The organism is Vibrio cincinnatiensis DSM 19608 (assembly GCF_900167345.1).
In the GTDB taxonomy this organism is placed as follows: Bacteria; Pseudomonadota; Gammaproteobacteria; order Enterobacterales; family Vibrionaceae; genus Vibrio; species Vibrio cincinnatiensis.
Genome location: NZ_FUXB01000010.1, coordinates 133,165 through 155,906 on the forward strand (window position 1 = coordinate 133,165; position 22,742 = coordinate 155,906).

The window sequence follows — 22,742 nt, forward strand, 5'->3', positions numbered from 1 at the left end:
AAAGTCATGCGCTCTTTTTCAATTAGAGAGATAAAAAATGAGCTATTCAATTTACGTAGACGGCGCAGCACCAAACAATCAACACGTCTGTATGCGAGGTGGTATAGGGCTGGTGGTCATGGATGAAGACAATGAGATAGTCCATGAAGAGAGCATCACCATTGACCGAGAGACGGATTGTGCGGAACTGGAGTTACTGGCATTTATCGAAGGGCTGGAGTATGCCGAAGATGGTGATGTTATCTATTCAGATAATGATTACTGTGTTAAAGGTTTCAACATTTGGCTTGATGACTGGAAAGACCGAGGGTGGCGTAAAGCGAATAAGAAGCCGGTTAAGCATCGGCAACTCTGGAAACAAGTCGATGAACTGCGTTCTAGAAAGTATGTCGAGGTAATTAAAGTCAAAGCTCATTCTGGTGTTAGAGGGAATGAGATAGCGGATTCGTTAGCAGTTGATGCTGCTAGGAGTGATATCGATTGATGTAACAATGCGGTTTGTAGGCTCAATCTAACAAGCCGCTATTGGCTGTGATTTGCGTTTTTCTAGATAACATATATCTGAAGGTGGATGCGATGAGGAAGCGAGAGTGGGCATTAGACTTCAATTTACACATTTGGCTTTCTAGCACTCTTGTTAAGAAGATCATGAACAGCCTCTCAGGCAACTCGCTGCGATCCATGGAAGGCTAAATTGATCACCTTTGAGTTATGTTATGCCCTCGTAGGCTAATAGTATTTTGAGGATAGGTCAGCCTCATCTCGCGATTTATTTTTGACAGAATGTTTTAAGAATCTATCCCAAAAGGGATTTATTCCAAACAATGAGGCCACAAGAAAAATGCAGCATGGCCTCGTAGTTTTCAATTTTCTTTTCCCAACGAACAAGCAATCTACGATAACGGTTTAGCCAGCTATGAGTTCGCTCCACAACCCAACGATGAGCCTTAAAATCATCCGATTGTTTTAAGCTCGCGGCCTCTTCAGCACGTGATTGAACATGGGGAATGTAGTTCAAAGCGACCAACTCATCGTGTAACAACTGCCCTGTATACCCTTTGTCTAGATACAATGGCACTTTCAATGGTGGACGATAGCACTCTAATGCATCTAAAGTTTGCAGTACCAACTTGATGTCGTGGACGTTCGCACCATCGCTGACAACGGCAAGTGGCAATCCATTCGCATCCGTCAATAAACTGCGTTTTACGCCTTGTTTCGCTCTATCTGTTGGGTTCTTGCCTGCTTTTTTGAGTCCGCTAAAGGCGCTTTTGTTTGGCAACCATCCAATGATATCGCACGCCAATCAACACCCTCGTAAATCAGGCCATTCTGCCAAAATCGTTCAAAGACACCTGCATCTCGCCACTCTTGAAAACGACGATGTGCAGAGCTAGAGGTGCAAATACCTGTCGCGTTAAGTGCATTCCACTGACAACCAGTTCTGAGAACAAAAAGAATGCCGTTCATCGCATCACGGTTATCGACACGTTTTCGATGCGTACCGAGAGGATGGTTGGTCTTGTGAACGGGCAACAATGGCTCTATTTTTTCCCAGAGCGCATCGGAGGTTAAGTATTGTGTTGAACTCATTTACAGTATTTTCAATAGGTGTTGATTTAACTCAGACAACACCTATTGAGATAGGTTCTAAGTGCTATTCGTTATCTTTTTGCTTCTAAAGTAAACGTATAATGCTCTTGATTATAATAGATATCGGAAGCTTCAAACACTTGGCCTGATTCTAGGCGCGCGATACTATGAGCGCACAGCACTGGCTCATCTCGTTTCAATCCCAATAGCATGCGCACTTCTTCAGATGGCAACTCGGCTCGAATACGTTTTTGGCTACCGCCGACCTTTTGCCCTTTCTCTGCAAGATAGCTGTATTTAGAGCTATTTAAATGACGCGACTCTAGATCGGCAAACATGGGTTCTGCGAGCATATAAGATGATTCAAATACAAATGGGATCTCCCCCACCAAACGCAACCGTTTCATATACCAAACCAAACTACCAGGCTCTAAACCAAGCTCTTGGGCAATATGATTAGGCGCTTCAATCTTCTCGAGATGCAGCAGTTTGTTACTAATCGGTAAGTTAAGCGAGGTAGCAACTTCACTAGAGGTTAAGTGTCTATCTAGTGGCAAAGCCATCTTAAGCTCTTGGGTTGGCTGACAAATAAATGTGCCACGTCCACGCTGCCTTTCAACCACGCCCTGGCGAACCAAATAGTCGACCGCTTTACGTGCTGTCATTCGTGATACTTTGTATTGCTCAGCGAGTACCGTTTCCGATGGAATGGAATCTCCGGTATGTAAGATGCCTTGTTCAATCTGCTGCGTGAGAATGCGCTCTATTTGCAGATAGATAGGAACATGAGATTCTTTGTCTATCATGCGTTACCCCTTGTTTGAAGACGGCTTATCCTATCTTGCTGTACTTGAATACACAACTATACAATTACTATTAATGATAATGTTAATTACAGTTAAATCATTTCGTGATTATTGACACTTGAAAGATGGTTAGTGATTAACCTCACATAAATGGTATAGTTGTATAGACAACTATACCTAAGAGGGCGTCTAATCAACACCATAATAAAAATGTTGATATGGAGATATCACACGATGAAACACTTAGGTTCTAAGCTACAAGACTTAGGGAAAGCGTTGATGATGCCGATTTCGGTTATCGCCGCCGCAGGTATTTTCCTTGGTTTAGCCGCCGCCTTACAGAACCCAAACATCACTGGACAATCATTCAACCAACTTGAAGTTGTTCAATTGATACTGGGGTTTATCCGTAAGGTTGCCGGCTCACTGTTCGGCAATCTTCCACTCTTCTTTGCTGTAGCCGCTGCTATCGGCTTAGCGAAACAAGAGAAACCAACCGCAGCATTTGCAGCAATTATTGGTTTTATCTCAATGCACGTAGGGGTGAACTACTCACTATTGGCTCAGGGATTAACACCACAAACCACATCGGTTGCTTATCTTGTCTCGCAAGGCATGGATAAGACGGCAGCGATGATGTTTGCCGCTGAATTTGGTAACACACTAGGTATCTTTTCTTACCACATGAGCGTTCTTGGTGGTGTGATTGCAGGTCTCGTTACTGTCGCTCTGCATAACCGTTTCTACACCATTGTGTTACCAACTGCGATTAACTTCTTTGGTGGTCGCCGCTTTGTACCGATCATTACCGTCGTTGTTCTACCTCTTGTCGGTGTTGCAATGTCGTTAATTTGGCCAACCATTGGTGCGGCAATTGCAAAAATTGGTGAGTTCATTGGTCAAGCAGGCAGCTTTGGTACTTTCTTATTTGCCTTTGCTGAGCGCTTACTGATCCCGACAGGCTTACACCACATTCTAAATGAAACGGTACGCTTTACGCCTATCGGTGGTATTGCTAACGTAGACGGTGAAAGCGTAGTAGGTGCATTGAGTATCTTTAACTATGCCCTAACTCATCCAGGCAGTATTGACAATGAGATTGTTAAAGAAGCAACTCGTTTCCTTGCACAAGGTAAGATCCCAGTGATGATGTTCGCTCTACCGGGTGCGGCGCTTGCGATGTACCACTGCGCACGTGATGAACACAAAACTCGTGTTAAAGCCCTAGTGATTGCAGGCGCACTAGCTTCTTTTACAACAGGTATCACTGAGCCACTAGAGTTCAGCTTTATCTTTGTTAGCCCACTACTGTTTGTTTTTCACGCCATCATGACGGGTTTATCTTTCGCCCTGATGCATCTCTTTGGCGTGATGATAGGTAATGTGCAAGGTGGTGTGATTGACCTATTTGTATTCGGTGTTCTTGGTGGTGCGCAAACTCAATGGTGGTTTGCAGTACTTGTAGGCGCTTGTTATTTCCCAATTTACTACTTCGTGTTCCGCATGGTGATCACGCGCTTCAATGTCGCGACACCAGGTCGTGAAAAAGAAGAAAGCAGCACGGAAGTAGTGGGTAATGCATCAGAACAAGCGACACGTATCATCGAAGGTCTAGGTGGTTCAAGCAACATCCAACTGGTTGATAACTGCTTCACTCGCCTACGCGTCAAAGTGAACGATATCAGCAAAGTGCAAGAGGACTTTTTAAAAACAACCGGCGCATCAGGCGTTAAGCGAGCAAGCGATGTGGATGTGCAAGTTATCTACGGCCCACAAGTGGAAAGTATCGCTAACGATGTGAAAAAAGCGCTCGCAATTTAATCCATTTTAATTATCGCCCCTGATGGCAGGGGCCATTTCCCAGATTTGATATAGGTAGAAGTAAGATGAAAAAAGCATTCAATATTGTTCTTGTCGGTGGTGGTTCAACTTGGACTCCGGGTCTATTAAAAGCACTATGTAAACGTAAAGACACCTTCCCATTAAACCGTCTAGTCATGTTTGATGTAAACGCAGAACGTCAAGAAACGATTGGTGAATATGCGAAACTACTTTTCTCTGAGGATTACCCAGAGTTAGAGTTTGAATACACAACTGATGTTAACGTGGCGTATAAAGATGTTGACTTCGTACTTTGCCAAATGCGTACAGGCGGCTACGAAATGCGCGAGAAAGATGAAAAAATTCCACTATCAATGGGTATTATCGGTCAAGAAACGTGTGGTCCTGGTGGCTTTGCTTACGGTATGCGTTCGATTGGCGACATGATCCAAATGGTTGAAGATGTACGTGAGCGTTCACCACAGGCTTGGATCTTAAACTACACCAACCCAGCGGCTATCGTTGCAGATGCACTGAAAAAACGTTTCCCACATGATGATCGCATTCTAAACATCTGTGACCAACCAGTAAACTTGCTGCGCTCATACGGTCGCCTACTCAATGTTGATCCAAATGAATTTGATCCAGTGTACTTTGGCCTGAACCACTTTGGTTGGTTTACTCACCTATACAATCAACAAGGTGAAGATCTTGCGCCTAAACTAAAAGCCTACATCGCAGAGAATGGCTTCATTCCTGTTGATGCAGAGCAGCGCGATCAATCTTGGCTAGACACTTATGCAGCAGTTGCTGACATGCTACGTGATTTCCCAGATTATCTGCCGAATACATACTTACAGTACTACCTATACCCAGAGTACAAACTATCTAAACTGGATCCTGAATTTACTCGAGCAAACGAAGTAATGAATGGTCGTGAAAAGCGTGTATTTGAAGAGTGTCGCCAAGCTGTGCTTGATGGTACAACCAAAAATTCTAGTGTGGTACATAACGATGCGCACGGCGATATGATCGTGGAAATCGCAGAGTCAATCGCATTCAACCAAAAGCGTAAGTTCGTGGTGATCCTTGAGAACAACGGTTTAGTAGCAAACCTAGACAACGATGTTATGGTTGAAGTGACTGCTGAGCTTGGCATTAACGGCCCTCGCCCATACGGTGTGGGTAAGATCCCTACGTTCTACAAAGGTATGATTGAAAACCAATTCGCTTACGAGCGTCTAACGGTAGAAGCTTGGTTTGAAGGTTCTTACACCAAAGCACTACAAGCTCTAACGCTAAACCGCACGGTTGGCGATGCGAAAAAAGCACGTAAAGTACTCGATGCACTGATTGAAGCAAACAAAGGTTACTGGCCAGAACTTGCATAAGACAAACTGGTATTAGTAATTGGTTTCTCAATGCGCTCACTTCCCCCCTTACGGTTGGCGCATTGACTCGCTCCGAATACCCAAACGTACTTTATTCGTTTGGGTATTTTTATATACGAGGCAACGAGTATTAATTATGTCTGGCGACGTCATTTCAGGCTAAGTTTTAATTATTCTGAGTTCCGTCTTCGCAATAAGACGGACAAGGTGAACAATAATGAAGATTGTTATAGCTCCTGATTCATTTAAAGAGTCCCTAACGGCCAAGCAGGTATGTGAAAGCATTGAGGCTGGTTTTGCTCAGGTACTACCTGATGCTGAGTATGTTCATCTGCCACTGGCAGACGGCGGTGAAGGTACCGTAGAAGTGCTACTGCAAGGGCTTGAAGGCGAAGTACGCCAATCACAAGTGATGGGGCCATTGGGTGATTCTACTATGGCTAGTTGGGCGCTTTTGGACAATGGACAAACGGCATTGATTGAGTTTGCAGCCGCATCCGGTCTAGATTTGATCACTTCAGAGGATCGTAACCCTGCTATTGCCACCAGTTTTGGTACCGGTGAGCTGATTAAAGAGGCTTTAAATCTCGGTGTGACTAAGGTTCTCTTGGGTTTAGGTGGCAGTGCAACCAATGATGCAGGTGCGGGTATCGCACAAGCACTTGGAGCTAAACTGCTTGATAATCAAGGAAATGAAGTTAATCCTGGTGGCGCAGCGCTAGCAGAAATCGCGACTATTGATTTATCCGATATCCACCCACGTAGCAAGGACGTTGAGTTTATCGTGGCGTGTGATGTGGCAAACCCGCTAGTAGGCGAGAATGGTGCCAGTTATGTCTTCGGTCCGCAGAAAGGCGCTACGCTGGAGTTGGTTCAATCACTCGATAGTGCAATTTGTCATTTTGCCTCTGTGAGCGCTAGTCATACTCAGGTTAATCACTCAGATACCCAAGGTTTTGGTGCGGCTGGAGGTTCGCCGTTGGGATTATCTCTGGTGTTTGATATTCAAATCAAACGAGGCATTGAAATGATATTGGATGTGTTAGAGGCAGACAAAGTACTAGAAGGTGCAGATCTTGTGATCACTGGCGAAGGGCAGATGGATAACCAAACTTTACAAGGTAAAACACCTTTTGGTATTGCTAAGCTTGCACAAAGCAAAGGTATTCCAACTATTGGTATTGCAGGTTCCCTTGGTCATGAAATCGAAGACTTATACAGCACCATTACAAGCACATTCGGAACCGTTCGATCACCACAGTCTCTAGAACAAGTATTGAACGAGGCGAGTAACAATCTGATTCGTACCGCTCGCAATATCGCCGCCACGCTTAAGCTTGGCGCTCAAATATTGGATTAAGGGTTATGTCGTAGTTCAAGAGGCAGTATTGATTCGTGTGGCTTTGATGCGTAATAGTGAATTCACGAAGAGTAGTAGCCTAAATTCAGAATAAAATCCTTATTCCACTTTGGCTGTCTACAAAGAGATAAGGCTCTAGTGGGCTTGCCGAAAATGGTAAACAGCAAGTTGTCGGCATCAAAACGGGAGAGGGTAGTGTCTATGGTGAGCGAGTTGCGAAGCGTGAAGCTGTGCGACAAGGGCAGCACTTTGTTGCTGAGCTAGAGAATGGGATTACCATTACATGGACACCGGATGGCTCAACGGATGTACTAACACCTGATACTGTATTGCCCGAAAATGATCAGCTGGATGTTCACAATATCTGGGTTCGTCCTATTGAAGAGCATGAACAAGAGATAGGCACGGCTCTCTATCCCGAGGAAGAGCTTGCCGAATATATTGTTACCTTCCCTGCTGATGCTGGCTTGCTTCCTCTCTATATTGTTTTCAACAAGCCTAGTTCAGGTTCAGCTACGAATCTTAAGTATGTACCAGCACCAAGAGGTAATCCTCCATTACCTGCATTCCCTGAAGCTAGAAAAGCCAAAGAGAAAACATATGTGCAAGGTGGTGGCAAAAAAAGGCCGAGATGGAAAGATAAAAAGCGAATTTATGAATGGGATTCCCAACACGGTAAAGTGGAAGTATATGATAAGAATGGTAACCATATAGGTGAGTTTGACCATGAGACAGGAGAGCAGACTAAACCTAAAGATCCGAAGAGAAAAGTGGAGAAATAGTTATGTATGAATTGAATTTCTACAATAAGGACACTGAAGAACTTGTAATGGAGATTGAGCTGAAAGGTTTATCCGGTGATGATGTATTGAGGATTTTTGGGTTTGCTTTAGAGGGGAATTGTGCAGATGTATCTCCCGCTCAATTATCTGAAATAGAAGCTTGTGTAGGCTATACCTTTCAAAAGGTTGAAAGTGACATCTCAATATGTGAAGTCATTGATTAGGTTTGTGTTTGACGCATGAATTGGATATTTTGGATTGCTTGTTTTTAAGAGTTATGCCGCTTTTTAACAGATAACATATACCTTCAAACTGGTGTATTGAGACAAAAAAGAATGGGGAGCGTGATTGCTCCCCATTGTCGTTTTTACCGTTGCTAGTGGTATTACTTTTCTGTGATGGCTTCACAGCCTTCAGGAACGGTGATGGTAGATGTATCCTTACCTGCTTGTTTTGCCGCTTTTACATCCATTTTGTATTGAGTGCACTTGCCAACACTGACGTTGACGGCTCCCGAATCTGCGGATGGGTTACCGCCCAGTGTTCCACCAGCAAAGGCGGAAGAGGTAGAGAAAACTAACGTTGTAGCAATGAGTAGAGTTGACTTGTTCATAGTTTATCCTTACGAGTTGATTGAGTGTGTTCTTTGGGAGTTGAAAGTTAGAAGGTGTAGACAAAGGTGCCAGCACTGGAGGTGACTTCGATTTCTTTCACGCTGTCCACAGTGCAGTTGTTGCTGTATCCGGTGTAGGTTTGGCCGAACTGCAATGAAACGTTTCTTGATAGCTCTGAGGTTGTGCCTGCGGGTAATCGGCAGTTGCCTCGGTTAATCACCACATCGCTAATTACGGTGCTGTCGGTGATGGCTTGCAGGTCAAAGACCAATGTTCCCCAGTGAGGGTTAGTTGATATAGACACTTCAATATCAGCCGTTGCTGCTTGAGTCTCTTCTTGGTCGTCACAAGCGGTGAGCCCGATAAACAGGATGCTCATAGCGGCGTATCGGAGTAGGGTGTTGATTAATGTCATAACGGGCTCTCCTTATCGGTGAGTGGAATTCAGGACGCACTGATTCCATCGTGTTCACGCATGAACCACTCAAGATTGAAATCAGTCGGATAGGTAAAAGAAAACGTCGATACATTGGCCTCATCAATCAAAGGCAAGGCTAGGGTTCGTATCGTGTGTTGGCCGGATAATCGAAAGAGCAGCAAGAGCGCGTCACACTGAACCGAGAGTCCCAGTGGCTCAATGAGCGCCTTCTCTTGCTGCAATACTTGGCTAGATATCTTGAGCATACGGTTGTGCAGTAATGCCGTGTGTACCGCATTCAACACGTGCCGTTGCTCGTCACTCCACTCGCGAATCGTGGGCAAAGCAACATGTACCTTGGCTAACCATGCTTGCTCTTTTGAATGTGCTGAAGCTATACGGGACAAGGGTTTGTCTCTCTCCGAGGAGGACCCTTGTCCATAATTCAGTGCATCAGGAACCAGCGGCAGTAAGTACTTGTTGGTCAGTTGCCAATAGAGCATTTCCTGCTTGTTGAGTTTTAGTAATTGCTCTGAAGTTTTCCGATAAACATGGGGCATGCTCATCGAATCACACTCCACGTTAAACACCTCCACAATGACTTCATCGAGGTAGCGTTTAATGCTACGCGTGGTGCGGTGGATATCGAGTAGGGCTAACTGCTGCTGCAACTCCCTAACGGTGATCCATCGATGTTGAGGAATAAGCATCAGCGTGTGCAGCAAAGCGGATAACCCTTCAATGCTGGTTTTATTGCTCATGACTACGCTCTCAATACATCAAAGCTCCACACCGGAGTCGGACATTTAATGTCGGGAGAATAGAGGTGGGTCAGACACATAATGTCCAACGGTTAAAATGCAATCAATTCGTTTCATAAAAGTGTGAATTAATTAACATTAACGAGGTTTATGCTTATCACTGAGCTCGGCAATCGCTGCCAGTAACCCAATCAACAGTACCACCAGAAACCCTAAAGTGGATAAGGCTCCAATGGCACCGAAGAACGGAGAAAGGGAGAACAACGTAATGAGGGCAGTGACAAGTTTGATGATTTGTAGAAGAAAGGAAGTCATGAGTTATTGCGGGGTGACGGCTATCTCGTTGTAGGAGTCCATATCGACATAGGCAAGAAAGTTATTCTCCCATAGTCGATACAGCTCTTTGGCATCACGGCTACCTTGCATCGGTAGCCAGCCACGATAGGCCACAAAGAACTGTCCAACCCGAAAATCAAAATCCAAGTTGCGCTCTAGCTCTGGGTAGTAGTTGCCCATATAAGCAAAGTCAGTGATGGGGTCTGAAGCCCAATGGAACGAAAACGTACGCTAAGCAAAATCTTCCTGTTCTGACGGCTGTTTAAGCGGTCTTAACTCACCATTTAAAACCTGTTCGGTCAATGTAAATGAGTAATGCCCCAACATATTCACATGTTTATGGCTGAGTGGTGATAGTCTTGCAATGTCTTCATCTTTTAGTGTTTCACCTTGTCGTTCTACGTGCTCTAATGCAGCTTGCATATAGATGGTATTCCACAGCACAACGGCATTAGTGACTAAGCCAAGCGAACCCAATTGATCTTCTTGCCCTTCTCGGTAACGTTTGCGGATTTCACCGCGTTGACCGTGACAAATGGCTCTGGCAACGGCATGACGACTTTCGCCTCGGTTTAATTGGGTTAGTATTCTGCGTCGATAGTCTTCATCATCGATGTAATTCAGTAAATATAATGTCTTATTGATACGACCAGCTTCGATAATGGCCTGAGCAAGACTCGATGGTCGGTCACTTTTGAGCAACGACCGAATCAGTTCTGATGCCTGCACTTTTCCCAGTTTAAGAGAGCCTGCTATACGCATCATGTCATCCCAGTGAAGCTCTATTTTTTGTGGATTTACGCAGTTTCGTGCTAGCTCATCGAGTACACCGTAATCCGCTTCTTTATCTACGCGCCAAAATACCGATTCGCCTGCATCGGCTAACCTTGGCGAGAACTGATATCCCAATAACCAGAATAAGCCGAAGACCATGTCACTGGCTCCTGCTGTATCTGTCATGATTTCAGTAGGGTTTAATCCGGTTTGCTGTTCCAATAACCCTTCGAGTACGAATATGGAATCTCGTAGTGTTCCTGGTATAACGATTCCGTGAAATCCAGAAAACTGATCGGAGACGAAGTTATACCATGTGATACCACGGCTGGAGCCAAAGTATTTTCGGTTCGCACCTGAATTGACGGTTCTTATTGGTGTGATAAATCGCATCCCATCAGCAGAGGCAACTTCACCTCCGCCCCAATGCTTAGCTAGTGCAAGAGTAGACTGAAAATCGACCAGTTTCGCGTTGGCTTTTACTAACGTTTCAGCACGTAAATAATTTTGTTTAACCCAACTGAGTCGGTGTCTGGTTAAAGCAGGGATATGAGACTTTATCAGTGGCTCAAGGCCGATATTGCAAGCTTCGGACAGTAACACGGCGCAGATACTTACCGTTAAATCATTGGCACGTGCGTTAGATTCGCTAATATGAGTGAATTCATCGGCAAAGCCAGTATGAGCATTGACTTCAAGTAGTAGTTCTGTGAGGTCTACGGCAGGAAGTAACGCCTCAACTTGTTTGGATAATCCCTGTAAGCTCGGAGGGTTATCTAGTCTATCAATATTTGTGATGGTCAGAGCTGGTCGTTTCCCCGAGATATCAATATCCACCGAACCATTATCGTCAAAATTTGCGGCAACCTGATGATAGGTTGTATCCAGTTGCCTGACTAACGCATCGATGGCTTCTTTTGCGTTTAGCGGATGTCCCAGTGATCGACAGACCTGAATTCGGTTGGACTGCCACTCTTGCCCCTGCAAAAGTTTGGCTCTCGGATCGCCCCAGCGATCGCTGTTTTCGACATAGATATCTCGTCGGCGCAAGCTATCCTGTAATTTATCCAAAAAACACAGTGTGTAGCCTCGTTTAGTCACCCGACCACCTTTATCTAATACCAATCGCTTCCATGGATTAGATACGATATCCACTGGCGCATCATCAAGAATTTGTTTTTTTGAGTCGAGTAGTTGCGCTAAGTACTGGTGAACTTCAAGCGTTTTGTCTCCCGCAGGAGCGGCGGAAAATTCGATATCACGGAGCAGTTTTGGTAGAAAACGCCGAACTCGCCCGTACTGTTCAACCATCTCTTCATGAAAATTGTCATCATAAGGTCGGGCTAACTCGTGTACGCTAGAAATAGATTGCGCTAGCTTTTCCCGTGAAAATTTAGCAAAGATTGACGGACGTAGCGACTCATCATCTAAGTTGTCGTCTAGCAGCAGAGCACAAACTTTAGCTAAAGCCAGTGCAGATTTATCCAAATCTTTTAGAGTACGAAGACGCTTTTTCTGTCCTAATTTCTTCGCTTCGCCAGCGATATTTGTAATCAAAAGATCCAGTACATCCAACGCTTCATCTAATGCAATAATTTCATAGGCTTTCACAAAAGCCACGAGTATCGCAGTACGCTTAGTCTCCGGCATACGGCCTATTTTGTATGCCGAGATCATTCCAGCATGACGGGCAATATGTTTAAACCGGACGGGAGGAATACCAGTAAAATCCAGTTCAGTTATTCCATAGGTTTGAAGTGCTTTGTAACGTTCAATAGCCTCATTAAATGCAGGGCCACTGACATTGACCGGCCCCTTACGAAAACGGTCGAAGTGTGTTGTTCTGGCTGCTTCAGGAATTTGTAGTAAGGAATCCAACCTAGCTTGCTGATCCGAATTTGGGAGACTGGATAGTTGCTGCCACAATCGGTTTTCTGCTCGGTCTCTGATTTGTGAAATTAAACGGGTTAAAGTTGATGCGCCTGGTAAAAGGATTTTATGTTGGATCAGCCATCCGGTCGCTAAATCAAACAGTAAACTCGGGCGTTCATTACTGATCCAACTCCGGCTATAGAGAAGGCGGGATAACCGGAATGACCACGGCCAAACAAACTCACGATAACCATACTGATTGCGGATCAGAGCGGTATGCTCGCGGCGTGTGGTTTCGCGCTGAGAATAGTCAGACAAAATACCAATATTGGTTATATTCAGTTGCCTTGCGACAAACCATTGGGTATTCGTTGGGATTTGATTTAAATCGATCAAGAAAGTACCAAGAAAGCGAACACAACCTAATTGCAGCGCAACTCCAAATCGATTATGTTCACCACGTCTTTGTGTAATAAAAGCTAAGTCAGCCTCGTCCAAATGGAAGTACCGCGCCAATTGAACATCATTCGGCTCCCCATTAAATTGCCCGTAACTATTTTTTTGTTCAGTGGTTAAAAAATCTACGGGCATAGCCAAAATCTCTTATTGGTTACACAAACTCAAATCAGTGACGTATTGTTTTCCCATTTCCGGCATGTAAGCCATGAGGAATTTTAATAAATATCTGGATGGAAATGCCGCAATGGTTCCATTTGCTGATGAAGAATACGGATTATGTAAATACTATGAGGTTGTGGGCGATAAAAAATAGCATGTTTATGGTGATCGTGGCGGCGAAGCCCTTCGGCAATTTCGGGGCACTCGTAACCCATCAAAGGTTGTTCTGCAAGCGTTAGCAAAACGTCATGCATACTGTCTGTATAAGCATCCGCTTGCTCTATGCCAAAGTTCAATAGGGTGTATTCAAAGATATGCTCAAAGTCTTCTGCGGCGAGGTTGGAAAGTTTATACATTGTGTCTCTGCTTTACTTTAGTCGCAATGTCATGAAGTGATAATGAGCATTGACCACTCTGCTCTCCGGCTTCAATCGCCATTTTTAGAGCCGTGGTTTGTTTCTCTTGCCTTTCGAGTAGCCGCAATGCAGAACGAACTACTTCGCTTGTTGAGCCATAGCGACCAGTCGCTATGAGTTGGCCGACAAACTCATCTAGCTGAGACCCAATCGTAACACTAGTTGTGCGTGACATATTTCCACCTACATGTGTGAATAATTAACACACCAATAATAGGTCAACTAAAATTCAAAATCAAATCACGATCTTCGTATGACAATGAAGTATACTTATAAGTCACACGTAAAAATTGACACGAAAAGTAGATTTGTCATAACCTATTTGTCACACTTGTTTAGATCATAATCTAAATGTCACTTTGAGGGGCTTATGTACATCTTTGGATACTTAAGAGCATCAACCTCTGATCAGAATGCAAAACGTGCTCAAGGTGCTTTACAGGAGTTTGCACAGCAAAAGGGCTTTCGAATAGCAGGTTGGTATATTGAGAATGAATCGGGAGCCTCATTACAAAGACCTGAATTACTCCGATTACTTGATGATGCTGAAATTGGTGATGCGATCATAATAGAGCAAATTGATCGTCTTTCTCGACTTGATGAAGAAAGTTGGTTCAAATTAAAAGAAATGCTGAACCAAAAGGAACTTAAGGTAATCAGTATCGATTTACCAACTAGCCATATCGCTTTTGCGCCACACATTCCCGACGAGTTCACTCGTTCGATGATCAGGGCTATTAATGGGATGATGATGGATATGCTCGCTGCAATTGCACGAAAAGATTACCAAGATCGACGGCGGCGGCAAGCTGAAGGGATCATGAAGGCTCGAGAAGAGGGAAAATATCGAGGAAGACAAGCAGATCTCCAGCTTCATGAAAAAATCTATCAGTTAAGAGTTATCAATGGGTTAAGTATCAGTGATACCGCTAAATTGACGAATGTGTCCACTAGAACGGTAATTCGGGTGGCTAAGAAGTTAGCAAGTGAGCGTTCATTGGGATAAGAAGCTTAACGTTTCTGTTCCTTATGGGCTTTAGTCCCCTAAACAAGAAATGCCCCTTTCCGAGTTCGCACTAAAAAGTAGTGGTTCGTCTTGGTCAAAAATTTGCCTTACTTTTCCTCATCCTATTAATGCGTTTCAGTATCCGGTGCTGAGTGTATATATCTTAAAGAGGGCTAATGTAAATTCTTCGACGATAAGCCACCTCCTGATTTTATGGAGTAATTGGCATTTTCATGCACATCTATTGTCTGGTTTTTTAGGTCTGGATAAGGATAGTTGAGATAAGCATGAAGATTTCTATGTAGGAGAAGTCCGTTCACATTTCTATATCTTTTTAGCCCGTAAAGTCGCCCGCTACGCGAGCATTTATCTATCTAGATATCCTTAGTCTTCATCAAGTCTTAGAAATTAATCACTTGTTTAAATATTGATTAATTTATGTCATATCGGTTAGTTAGTGGACTCTCTATAATTAATCATACGTTTAATAATGAGAGTTAACTTGTGACAGATACCAGCAGAAAAGCAGGTCGTCCCAGCGACAGTATTGACGCTAGACAAAAACTTATCGACCACGCCCGTGAACTCTTCACTGTTATGGCCTACGACAAGGTGTCAACCCGCATGATAGCAAACAAGGCGGATGTCAATGTCGCCATGATCCGCTATTACTTTGGCAGTAAGGAAGGCTTATTTGAAACTATGCTGCGAGAAACACTCAAGCCGATGAAAAAACAAATGGAACTCATGGTGAAAGAGAGTTCGCAGAAAAACTTTCTCGACATTATGCGAACCTACTACCGTGAAATGTTTAAAGCCCCCCAGTTTCCTCGCTTGGTATTTCAGGTTATGCATATGGGGAGCTCTGAAGCACAGCGTAAGCTACTTGAAAAGGTCTTCACCGACATTAGTCAACCGATGCAAATGGTGATGTTTGATCGACTTATCGAGAACAACATCTTGAAACCTGATGTCGACCCTAAGCTATGCAAGGTGTCTTTTATCAGTTTAATGGTGTTCCCTTTTATCGCCCCTCAGTCGCTTCTTGCTATTCACGGGATAGAACTTTCTGAAGAATTCCTTAATCAATTGTTAGAGCACAACATAAAACTGATGATAAATGGCATGCTACAACCTAACGATCTTCAGGAACAAAAACTATGAAAATCAATAAAAAATTACTGTTCTTTCCGGCGCTTGCCATAGGGGTAATCACGTTAGTGCTTGCCATAAAACTCAAGCCCGACTTGCCTATTAAGCCAGCAAGCGATCGTGCACGTTTGGTTGATACTGTCCCGTTACAACTCCGAGCTATGGCGCCACAAGCGATTGGCTATGGTAAAATTACGCCCAAAGTCGAATGGAAAGCCATCGCTGAGGTGACGGGCAAAATCATCTACCGCCATCCCAAACTCGAAAAAGGTCAATTTCTTCAAGCAGGAACAGAAATACTGCGTATTGACCCACTCGATTACGAACTAAAATTGGTCCAAGCTGAGGCGGATCTTAAATCTGCACAAACTTCTCTCGCCAAGCTATACCAAGAAGAACAAAACTTAAAGGCGACGCTAAAAATTGAGCTCAATCGTTTAGTGATCGCCAACAAAGAGCTAGCACGTAAACAAAATCTACGTACAAAAGGGCTCACCTCACAATCGGATGTGGATCAGCAAGAGCAAAGTGCGCTTTCACAACGCAAGCTAGTGCTCGATATTGAAAATCAAATCGGTTTGATGCCCGCCGAAAAACGAGTCGCCGAAGCTTTGGTCAAAGTTGACCTGTCTAAAGTGGAAGAAGCGCAACGTTCAGTGGAAAAAACCATCATTACTTTACCCAATGATCTGCGTATTGCTCAAGTTGATATAGAGCAAAATCAGGTCGTTAATCTGCAGCAAACCATGGTAACCGCACACGGCATGGATGTGATGGAAGTCGAGGCACAACTTTCTATCTATGATATGCACACGCTCGCCTCAAGTATTGGTGAGTTTAATCGTGATGCATTAGGTATTCCCCAGCCAGATATGACCTTTATTGACGCAAGTATTGAACTGAGCAGCGGTAATATGAAGGCAAGTTGGCCTGCGAAAGTTAGCCGTATCAGCGAAACCGTTGACCCAAATCAGGCCACTGCGGGTGTTATTCTGGAAATTCAACAAGATTACCGCCATCTGAACCCAAGCTCGCAACCACCACTTGTCAATGGCATGTTTGTAAGAGCCTTTATTGAGGGGCAACAAAATCCAAGCTGGGTGATCCCTGAACGCGCATTGCATGGCGATAAAATCTATCTCATGGGCGAGGACAATAAATTGGAGATTAGGCCAGTGTCGGTGCTCTATCGTCGCGATAATCAAGTCATTATCGATGGGCAACTGGAACAAGGTAATAAACTGATCCTTAACGATTTGCTGCCAGCGATTAACGGCATGTTGTTGAAAGAATCTGACGGTGGTAAAGAGGAGTCTTCACAATGATTCGATTCTTTGCCAAACACCCGACAGCCGCAAACCTACTTATGCTTAGCTTGCTGGTAATGGGTATCACATCACTCTCCAACATTAAGCGGGAAACCTTCCCAGAATTCGACCCTCCCTACATAATGGCAGGCGTCGTCTACCCCGGCGCGTCCCCGCAAGAAGTGGAAGAGAGTATCTGTGTTCGAATGGAAGATGCGGTTGATGGTCTTGCTAATATCGAAGAGACCCGGTGTGAAGCCATTGAGGGGTCGGCAAGACTGATCCTCAAACTTAACGAGAAAGCTGATATCGGGCGAATGTTGGTCGATGTGCAAACTCAAATCAACTCAATCAATGATTTTCCTCAGGAGATTGAGTCCCCTGTGGTACAGGAATTGGATTGGAACGAACCTGTTGTTGACGTAGCCATTACCGCAGACACGAGCTGGCCGGAACTGAAAGCCTACGCAGAACAGCTTAAGCAAACATTAAAACTCGACTATAACGTATCTCTGGTTGATGTGGCGGGATTTTCTGACCATCAGTTTCGAGTCGAATTGGACTCGCAAGCCATGCGTCAACTTGGCTTGAGTGTCGGTGATATTGCCACTCAAATTGGTCGCCAGAATATTAAATTGCCAAGTGGTAATGTTGAAACACCAGACAAGAACTTTCTGATCCGTTTCGATGAAAGACGTATTTCACCGCAGCAACTTGAATCGATCGTCGTTGGCTCTGGACCAAACGGTTCACTGATTCGACTTAAAGACATCGCAACCATTACAGACCGCTTTGAATTAGATGAACAGAAGGTTCTCTTTGATGGTCACCCGTCAGCCCTACTCAAAGTCAGTAAGAACAAAGAAGATGATGCGCTTAGAATCAAGGAGCACGTCGCTCAGTTCGTAGAGCATCAACAAGCGATCGCCCCAGACGGCGTCAAACTAGAACTCACCAATGATCTCTCGTCTGTACTGTGGGATCGTTTAACCATGATGGTTCGCAATGGCTGGCAGGGTATCGTGCTTGTGTTCGCCACCATGTGGTTGTTCTTTAGCCTTCGCTATTCATTCTGGGTTGCAGCGGGCTTACCCGTTGCTTTCCTTGGCGGACTATTCCTGATGGTGCAGCTCGGGCTTTCAATAAATATTATGTCATTGGTCGGTCTGCTTATGGCGATCGGTATTATGATGGACGATGCGATTGTTATTGCTGAATCCATCGCCGCTCACCTAGATAGAGGAGAAGATGTCGATAATGCCGTCATCAAAGGGGTGAAAAAAGTTCTACCCGGCGTTGTATCTTCTTTCCTTACAACGGTATGTATTTTTGGTAGCTTGTTGTTTTTGCAAGGCGAAATGGGAGCCGTGCTCAAAGCCGTTCCACAAGTGCTGATTCTCGTTCTGACGCTGAGTTTAGTTGAGGCTTTTCTTATTCTTCCCAACCACTTATCGCATTCACTGCATAAAGAGAAGAATGAAAAACCTCCAGCGAAATTTAAAAAGAAACTCCTCGATGGCTTTGAGAACTTTCGCAATACAACCTTAGTCAACGCGGTGGAGAAAGTGGTTGAATTTCGTTACGCCTTCCTCGGTGGTGTCTTAGCCTTATTGTTTATCTCAGTAGCAACGTTGGCTGGAGGCTTACTCAAGTTTCAACCCTTCCCAGATCTCGATGGTGATATCGCCGAAGCGCGTATCATTCTGCCTCCGGGCTCATCACTTTCGCAAACCGAGGCCGTGGTTGATAAGATCGTTGCGTCTGCTCAAAAGCTAGACAAAGAATGGACGCAAAATGTCGAAAACGGTGTGCCACTTATTGAGCATATTACCAGCCAGTTTAATGCCAATGCTGACGCCAATGAATCGGGGCCACATATTGCCACCGTTCGACTTGATCTACTCGGTGCAGAGAGTCGCAATACCGTCATTGATGATTTCATCACGGTTTGGCGCCAAGATGTTGGTGAATTGGCCGATCCCATTTCATTGGTCTTTAAACAGCCAACTATGGGGCCAGGTGGACGTGCAATTGAAATCCGCGCCAAACATGATGATCTAGAGGCACTCAAATCCGCTTCAATCGATATACAGCAATATCTCAACGAATTCGAAGGCATACATGGCGTGCTTGACGATATGCGAATGGGTAAAGAAGAGGTGTTAGTCAAACTTCGTCCGGGCGCAGAAACTTACGGTATCAACGGACAATTGGTTGCTAACCAGCTGCGTGCAGCCTTTTTTGGTCAGACCGCAGATGAAATTCAGGTCGGCGTAGAAAATATCTCGATTGAAGTGCGTCTCGATAAAGTGCAAGCGGGCGACTTACAGCAACTGGCAAACTTCCCGATAATCATGTCGGATGGCAGTCAGATACCACTGGCAACCATTGCGACGTTAGATTTTCAACGTAACTATGTTCGAATCCAGCGTATTGATGGTTTAAGAACCATTAGTGTATTTGGTGATGTCGACAATACCAAAGCTAACTCAACAGCGATCATCGCTCAATTCCAACGTGATGAAGCGCCAAAACTGATGGCGAAATACCCAGGGTTACGTTTCGATTTTGAAGGTGAAGCCAAGGATGCCGCTGAAACGGGCGCGTCAATGGGCAAAGGTTTCCTGCTTGGTCTGTTCGGCGTGTTTGCCATACTCAGTTATCAGTTCCGCAGCTATCTGGAGCCCGTAGTAGTAATGCTTGCGATCCCACTTGCCTTCATTGGCGTAGTTTGGGGACACATATTGCTCGGTTACTCACTTAGCATGCCAAGTATGATGGGCTTTGTCTCCCTAGCTGGCATCGTGGTCAACGATTCGATATTGCTAGTGCAGTATATTCGCCATCACGTCGATGAAGGAGATAGCGTTCATGACTCGGTGGTTAAAGCGAGTCGCGAACGATTCAGAGCGGTGTTTTTGACCTCAATGACCACGGCTGCCGGTTTATTACCTTTACTGACAGAAACCAGTTTGCAAGCACAGGTCATTCAGCCTTTGGTCATCTCTATTGTGTTCGGCATCTTTGCCTCAACCTTACTGGTGTTATTTATGATCCCGGCAGCCTATTCGGTTCTTGCAGACTTCGGCTTGGTGCATAAACACGAGGACATCTGATTAAACAAAGCGAGTCACATTGACCCGCTTTGCTTTAGTTTAAAATCTCTCTGTTGCGTTTGCTTCTGACCGTTAAACCGCTATTGTCTGAGTTTATAGGTCTAGATAAAGATAGTTGAAGTAAGCATGAAGATTTCTAAGTAGGAGAAGTCCGTTCCACATTTCTTTACCTTAATATAGGAACCAACGCTTTTGGGGCTTTCAAAACTTTAAGTGGTTCAATTTTTGCTAAATTAGTAAAACTTCAAACAAATTTTGTCCATCTTCGTTTCAGGCAGTTCACTGTTGGCACTTTGTGATTACCAAGGGAGCCTGACGGGATAAATCCCAAGCGACTTTGTCGTTCATCTTTAAGTCTAGCCTAAAGGCTAGACTTCTTTATTTAATGCCGTTGAGCGCTGTATTCTCAGCTCTCTGGTATTCAGTGCCTCGCGCTTCCAGATATTTCGTATCGTGCAACTGCTGACGGTGATGTTGTACTCCTTCTTTAGCATGGTTCTCAACTGTACTGAGGTTTGATACGGATTGTTTAAGGTCAGCTCGATAATTTTGTGTTCGGTTTCCTCAGGTATGCTTTTTTTGCTGCGGTGCAGCGGTTTGTTAATGCGCTTAAGGCCAAGTATGCCTTCCTCGGCTAAGACCTTTTGATAGTTATAGATACTTCGGCGTGAGCAACCGCTGATCCGAGCGGCTTCCGTCGCATTACCCAAGCGGTCGGCAAGCTCGATGACATCCAACTTGCGCTGGACTTCCATCCCATACTCACTCGCTCTTGGAGGCTCTTCTAACTCGGTAATATGCAGTTTGCGGTGACCAAAATAGGCTGAGAATGCACCATCGAACTGGCAGCGTATTTCCAGTTTCTGATTGACGATGGAGTGCCGTATGGGCGAGTCGATGAGATACATTTTATTGTTATAACTGAAGGTATGATCTCGGCGAACCTTGCGATATTCCTTGTGAACACAGACCGTATCAAGGTTGATGTGTTCAGGTACAACCTTGAACGCCGACCTCGGGTTCTTCGCCTGCACCGCGATTTTCTGTTGCCAGTACAGTGGAATGAATTGGTTTTGAAGATACTCGTTGGCGCTTTGAATATCGGTAATATGATGCAGCCGAAGCTCTGGAACCAGCCTGTCTTGGAACGTATCGAATGCCCGTTCGACCCGTCCTTTGCCTTGGGGCGAATTCGCAAAGATGATTTCGATCCCTAGCTCTTCACAAGCGCGTTGCATCTGAGAGAAGTTACTGCGTTTTGGACCACCGAATATACCCGCTCTATCGACGTAGAGCGTCTTAAACAGACCTCGCTTTTCGATATACGCCTTCATGACTTTCATACAACCTTCCGTGGTTTCGGAAGGGAAGAACTCGGCATGGATATCACTGGTCGCATCGTCGATGATGGCAATCAAGCATGAGCGATGCTCACCAAACCATTGATGCGGACTGCCGTCCATTTGCAGCATCAGTCCAGGCTGCTCCATCCGCTCTCTGTGTTTTCTTACACGGCTACGACGACGCTTTGCTCGCTTCACATGGTGGATAGCGTGCGCCCACTTTCGCAAGGTTTCACGCTTGATGGTCAAGCCTTCGTTGACCGTGAGCAACTCGGCCAGATGCTGCAAATTGAAATCGAAGTACTTAGTTTGGATCAGTTGCTGAACCTGTCTTTTCAGTGAATCAGGGGTTTTATTGACAGGCTCACGACCTTTATTGCCATGGACAACAAAGCGTATGCCTTCACGGCGGTAGCGATGGAGATAACGCTCTATGGTACGACGGGATTTATTGAGGAGTTTGGAAGCACTGTGAATGCTGATCTTACCTTGAGTGACTTTAGCGATCACATCAACAGTAAGCTGGGAGCGAGAGTCCATGATGATCATCCTTACTAACCCCTGAATGGTGATTTGACCTATTCAAAGGGTTAGGTATAGAAATGGATCCGTCATTTTCCCTTGGTAATTAGTTCACCGACAAAATCGGTTGGTAGTTAAGGTACGACAGAATCGCTTGGTGATCACAGTTCACTGTTGGCACTTCGTAACTCAGAAGTGCCCCTTTCCGCCTTAGTGCGATTACTCAGCAACTGATTACTCTGCTGAGTTTGCAATACATGAAGTTATGGCAGATACCATAACGGCACTGCGCGGGAACTCCCAAAAGTAATCAAAATAGAATCTTGAAGTTACAACCCAAAAACGCATAGCTATGCGTTTTTGGACTTTGGTATCAAAATTGCCAGCTAAGCATGATAGCCTTTATTTACTTCTGTGAGCAGCGCATTTACATCAAAGATTTTGGCATGCACTTCCTCGATCCCAAATTGCTTAAGGCGAGCGGTATGCATTTCGAGGTAGGATTTTGCGGAGGACTCATCTTCAAAGAGGTAGATACCGCCAGCTTCTTGCTCCTTTTCATTCTCAGTCCAGATTTTCCATATAAATCCCGGCTCATGATTTATCGATTCGGCTAACTCCTTTAACCCTGTAGACATATCCTCACCAAAAGGGCCATTAAAAGAGAAATCAACCTGAAGTAGTTTTTTCATAACTCTCACCTATGTGTATCTGTATTTATGTTGTGGTGTAAA

The 22,742-nt window shown here is 44.7% G+C and carries 20 protein-coding genes and 2 pseudogenes; 10 read left to right on the plus strand and 12 right to left on the minus strand.

Features of this window, described 5'->3' with window-relative positions; translation table 11 throughout:
• Window positions 1–37 precede the first annotated feature (37 nt).
• On the plus strand, window positions 38–484 hold the full coding sequence (locus tag B5D54_RS10910; protein ID WP_078926585.1) for a ribonuclease HI: 447 nt from the start codon (window positions 38–40) through the stop codon (window positions 482–484).
• Window positions 485–796: 312 nt separating this feature from the next.
• Here B5D54_RS10910 and B5D54_RS10915 read toward each other — a convergent pair.
• Together B5D54_RS10915 and B5D54_RS10920 are read right to left on the minus strand one after the other, a co-directional pair.
• Window positions 797–1,593, minus strand: a protein-coding gene (locus B5D54_RS10915) for an IS5 family transposase (protein ID WP_115174026.1) whose coding sequence is annotated in 2 segments (ribosomal slippage) — window positions 797–1,252 and window positions 1,255–1,593 — 795 coding nt in all. Because the reading frame shifts where the segments join, the coding sequence is not laid out codon by codon here.
• Window positions 1,594–1,664: 71 nt separating this feature from the next.
• Entirely contained in the window at window positions 1,665–2,399 is a 735-nt protein-coding gene (locus tag B5D54_RS10920) for a GntR family transcriptional regulator (RefSeq protein WP_078926586.1), read from the minus strand.
• A 234-nt stretch (window positions 2,400–2,633) separates the two neighbouring features.
• Here B5D54_RS10920 and B5D54_RS10925 point away from each other — a divergent pair, with 234 nt between their 5' ends.
• The 5 genes and pseudogenes from B5D54_RS10925 to B5D54_RS10945 all read left to right on the plus strand — a co-directional run bounded on the left by B5D54_RS10925 (window position 2,634) and on the right by B5D54_RS10945 (window position 7,977).
• Window positions 2,634–4,220 (plus strand): PTS transporter subunit EIIC, encoded by a 1,587-nt coding sequence (locus B5D54_RS10925; protein ID WP_078926587.1) that lies wholly within the window; start codon window positions 2,634–2,636, stop codon window positions 4,218–4,220.
• A gap of 65 nt (window positions 4,221–4,285) precedes the next feature.
• Complete coding sequence (locus B5D54_RS10930) at window positions 4,286–5,611, plus strand: 6-phospho-alpha-glucosidase (RefSeq protein ID WP_078926588.1); 1,326 nt, start codon at window positions 4,286–4,288, stop codon at window positions 5,609–5,611.
• Between the two features lie 217 nt (window positions 5,612–5,828).
• Complete coding sequence (locus B5D54_RS10935) at window positions 5,829–6,971, plus strand: glycerate kinase (RefSeq protein WP_078926589.1); 1,143 nt, start codon at window positions 5,829–5,831, stop codon at window positions 6,969–6,971.
• A gap of 149 nt (window positions 6,972–7,120) precedes the next feature.
• Window positions 7,121–7,753 (plus strand): annotated as a pseudogene (locus B5D54_RS17225) (colicin E3/pyocin S6 family cytotoxin); the annotation flags it as partial.
• 2 nt (window positions 7,754–7,755) lie between these two features.
• Window positions 7,756–7,977 (plus strand): DUF7683 domain-containing protein, encoded by a 222-nt coding sequence (locus B5D54_RS10945; RefSeq protein WP_000273139.1) that lies wholly within the window; start codon window positions 7,756–7,758, stop codon window positions 7,975–7,977.
• Between the two features lie 161 nt (window positions 7,978–8,138).
• Here the strand turns inward: B5D54_RS10945 and B5D54_RS10950 are convergent, their stop codons facing one another.
• The 8 genes and pseudogenes from B5D54_RS10950 to B5D54_RS10980 all read right to left on the minus strand — a co-directional run bounded on the left by B5D54_RS10950 (window position 8,139) and on the right by B5D54_RS10980 (window position 13,737).
• Window positions 8,139–8,366 carry a hypothetical protein gene (locus B5D54_RS10950; RefSeq protein ID WP_078926590.1) on the minus strand — a complete coding sequence of 76 codons (228 nt, stop codon included), beginning with the start codon at window positions 8,364–8,366 and terminating at the stop codon, window positions 8,139–8,141.
• A 47-nt stretch (window positions 8,367–8,413) separates the two neighbouring features.
• Entirely contained in the window at window positions 8,414–8,782 is a 369-nt protein-coding gene (locus B5D54_RS10955; protein WP_078926591.1) for a hypothetical protein, read from the minus strand.
• Between the two features lie 29 nt (window positions 8,783–8,811).
• Complete coding sequence (locus B5D54_RS10960; RefSeq protein WP_078926592.1) at window positions 8,812–9,546, minus strand: transcriptional regulator; 735 nt, start codon at window positions 9,544–9,546, stop codon at window positions 8,812–8,814.
• A 138-nt stretch (window positions 9,547–9,684) separates the two neighbouring features.
• Window positions 9,685–9,861 (minus strand): hypothetical protein, encoded by a 177-nt coding sequence (locus B5D54_RS16920; RefSeq protein WP_115174025.1) that lies wholly within the window; start codon window positions 9,859–9,861, stop codon window positions 9,685–9,687.
• 3 nt (window positions 9,862–9,864) lie between these two features.
• Window positions 9,865–10,086 (minus strand): annotated as a pseudogene (locus B5D54_RS10965) (DUF2787 family protein); the annotation flags it as partial.
• 27 nt (window positions 10,087–10,113) lie between these two features.
• On the minus strand, window positions 10,114–13,119 hold the full coding sequence (locus B5D54_RS10970) for a Tn3 family transposase (RefSeq protein WP_078926593.1): 3,006 nt from the start codon (window positions 13,117–13,119) through the stop codon (window positions 10,114–10,116).
• An 83-nt stretch (window positions 13,120–13,202) separates the two neighbouring features.
• Window positions 13,203–13,502, minus strand: coding sequence for a type II toxin-antitoxin system RelE/ParE family toxin (locus B5D54_RS10975; protein WP_016151372.1), 300 nt, complete (start codon window positions 13,500–13,502; stop codon window positions 13,203–13,205).
• The gene (locus tag B5D54_RS10980; protein WP_016151373.1) at window positions 13,495–13,737 is read right to left on the minus strand and encodes a type II toxin-antitoxin system ParD family antitoxin; all 243 of its coding nucleotides are present in this window, start codon (window positions 13,735–13,737) and stop codon (window positions 13,495–13,497) included. The genes B5D54_RS10975 and B5D54_RS10980 overlap by 8 nt, the downstream gene beginning before the upstream one ends.
• A gap of 195 nt (window positions 13,738–13,932) precedes the next feature.
• On the opposite strand from B5D54_RS10980, the gene B5D54_RS10985 reads away from it, so the two are divergent.
• The 4 genes from B5D54_RS10985 to B5D54_RS11000 all read left to right on the plus strand — a co-directional run bounded on the left by B5D54_RS10985 (window position 13,933) and on the right by B5D54_RS11000 (window position 20,143).
• Window positions 13,933–14,568, plus strand: a complete 636-nt coding sequence (locus tag B5D54_RS10985; protein WP_078926594.1) for a recombinase family protein — start codon at window positions 13,933–13,935, stop codon at window positions 14,566–14,568.
• 504 nt (window positions 14,569–15,072) lie between these two features.
• Window positions 15,073–15,732: a TetR/AcrR family transcriptional regulator gene (locus B5D54_RS10990; protein WP_078926595.1), complete on the plus strand. Its 660-nt coding sequence runs from the start codon at window positions 15,073–15,075 to the stop codon at window positions 15,730–15,732.
• Window positions 15,729–17,045, plus strand: coding sequence for an efflux RND transporter periplasmic adaptor subunit (locus tag B5D54_RS10995; RefSeq protein WP_078926596.1), 1,317 nt, complete (start codon window positions 15,729–15,731; stop codon window positions 17,043–17,045). The genes B5D54_RS10990 and B5D54_RS10995 overlap by 4 nt, the downstream gene beginning before the upstream one ends.
• On the plus strand, window positions 17,042–20,143 hold the full coding sequence (locus tag B5D54_RS11000) for an efflux RND transporter permease subunit (protein ID WP_078926597.1): 3,102 nt from the start codon (window positions 17,042–17,044) through the stop codon (window positions 20,141–20,143). Before B5D54_RS10995 ends, B5D54_RS11000 begins: the two co-directional genes overlap by 4 nt.
• Before the next feature lie 368 nt (window positions 20,144–20,511).
• Here B5D54_RS11000 and B5D54_RS11005 read toward each other — a convergent pair whose 3' ends face one another.
• Window positions 20,512–22,035, minus strand: a complete 1,524-nt coding sequence (locus B5D54_RS11005; protein ID WP_078926598.1) for an ISNCY family transposase — start codon at window positions 22,033–22,035, stop codon at window positions 20,512–20,514.
• A gap of 359 nt (window positions 22,036–22,394) precedes the next feature.
• On the minus strand, window positions 22,395–22,700 hold the full coding sequence (locus B5D54_RS11010; protein WP_078926599.1) for a monooxygenase: 306 nt from the start codon (window positions 22,698–22,700) through the stop codon (window positions 22,395–22,397).
• Between the last annotated feature and the right edge of the window lie 42 nt (window positions 22,701–22,742).

Bases quoted from the DNA above. Each gene is read 5' to 3' on its own strand.
- B5D54_RS10910 (WP_078926585.1), top strand. From the start codon at position 38: ATGAGCTATTCAATTTACGTAGACGGCGCAGCACCAAACAATCAACAC.
- B5D54_RS10920 (WP_078926586.1), bottom strand. From the start codon at position 2,399: ATGATAGACAAAGAATCTCATGTTCCTATCTATCTGCAAATAGAGCGC.
- B5D54_RS10925 (WP_078926587.1), top strand. From the start codon at position 2,634: ATGAAACACTTAGGTTCTAAGCTACAAGACTTAGGGAAAGCGTTGATG.
- B5D54_RS10930 (WP_078926588.1), top strand. From the start codon at position 4,286: ATGAAAAAAGCATTCAATATTGTTCTTGTCGGTGGTGGTTCAACTTGG.
- B5D54_RS10935 (WP_078926589.1), top strand. From the start codon at position 5,829: ATGAAGATTGTTATAGCTCCTGATTCATTTAAAGAGTCCCTAACGGCC.
- B5D54_RS10945 (WP_000273139.1), top strand. From the start codon at position 7,756: ATGTATGAATTGAATTTCTACAATAAGGACACTGAAGAACTTGTAATG.
- B5D54_RS10950 (WP_078926590.1), bottom strand. From the start codon at position 8,366: ATGAACAAGTCAACTCTACTCATTGCTACAACGTTAGTTTTCTCTACC.
- B5D54_RS10955 (WP_078926591.1), bottom strand. From the start codon at position 8,782: ATGACATTAATCAACACCCTACTCCGATACGCCGCTATGAGCATCCTG.
- B5D54_RS10960 (WP_078926592.1), bottom strand. From the start codon at position 9,546: ATGAGCAATAAAACCAGCATTGAAGGGTTATCCGCTTTGCTGCACACG.
- B5D54_RS16920 (WP_115174025.1), bottom strand. From the start codon at position 9,861: ATGACTTCCTTTCTTCTACAAATCATCAAACTTGTCACTGCCCTCATT.
- B5D54_RS10970 (WP_078926593.1), bottom strand. From the start codon at position 13,119: ATGCCCGTAGATTTTTTAACCACTGAACAAAAAAATAGTTACGGGCAA.
- B5D54_RS10975 (WP_016151372.1), bottom strand. From the start codon at position 13,502: ATGTATAAACTTTCCAACCTCGCCGCAGAAGACTTTGAGCATATCTTT.
- B5D54_RS10980 (WP_016151373.1), bottom strand. From the start codon at position 13,737: ATGTCACGCACAACTAGTGTTACGATTGGGTCTCAGCTAGATGAGTTT.
- B5D54_RS10985 (WP_078926594.1), top strand. From the start codon at position 13,933: ATGTACATCTTTGGATACTTAAGAGCATCAACCTCTGATCAGAATGCA.
- B5D54_RS10995 (WP_078926596.1), top strand. From the start codon at position 15,729: ATGAAAATCAATAAAAAATTACTGTTCTTTCCGGCGCTTGCCATAGGG.
- B5D54_RS11000 (WP_078926597.1), top strand. From the start codon at position 17,042: ATGATTCGATTCTTTGCCAAACACCCGACAGCCGCAAACCTACTTATG.
- B5D54_RS11005 (WP_078926598.1), bottom strand. From the start codon at position 22,035: ATGATCATCATGGACTCTCGCTCCCAGCTTACTGTTGATGTGATCGCT.
- B5D54_RS11010 (WP_078926599.1), bottom strand. From the start codon at position 22,700: ATGAAAAAACTACTTCAGGTTGATTTCTCTTTTAATGGCCCTTTTGGT.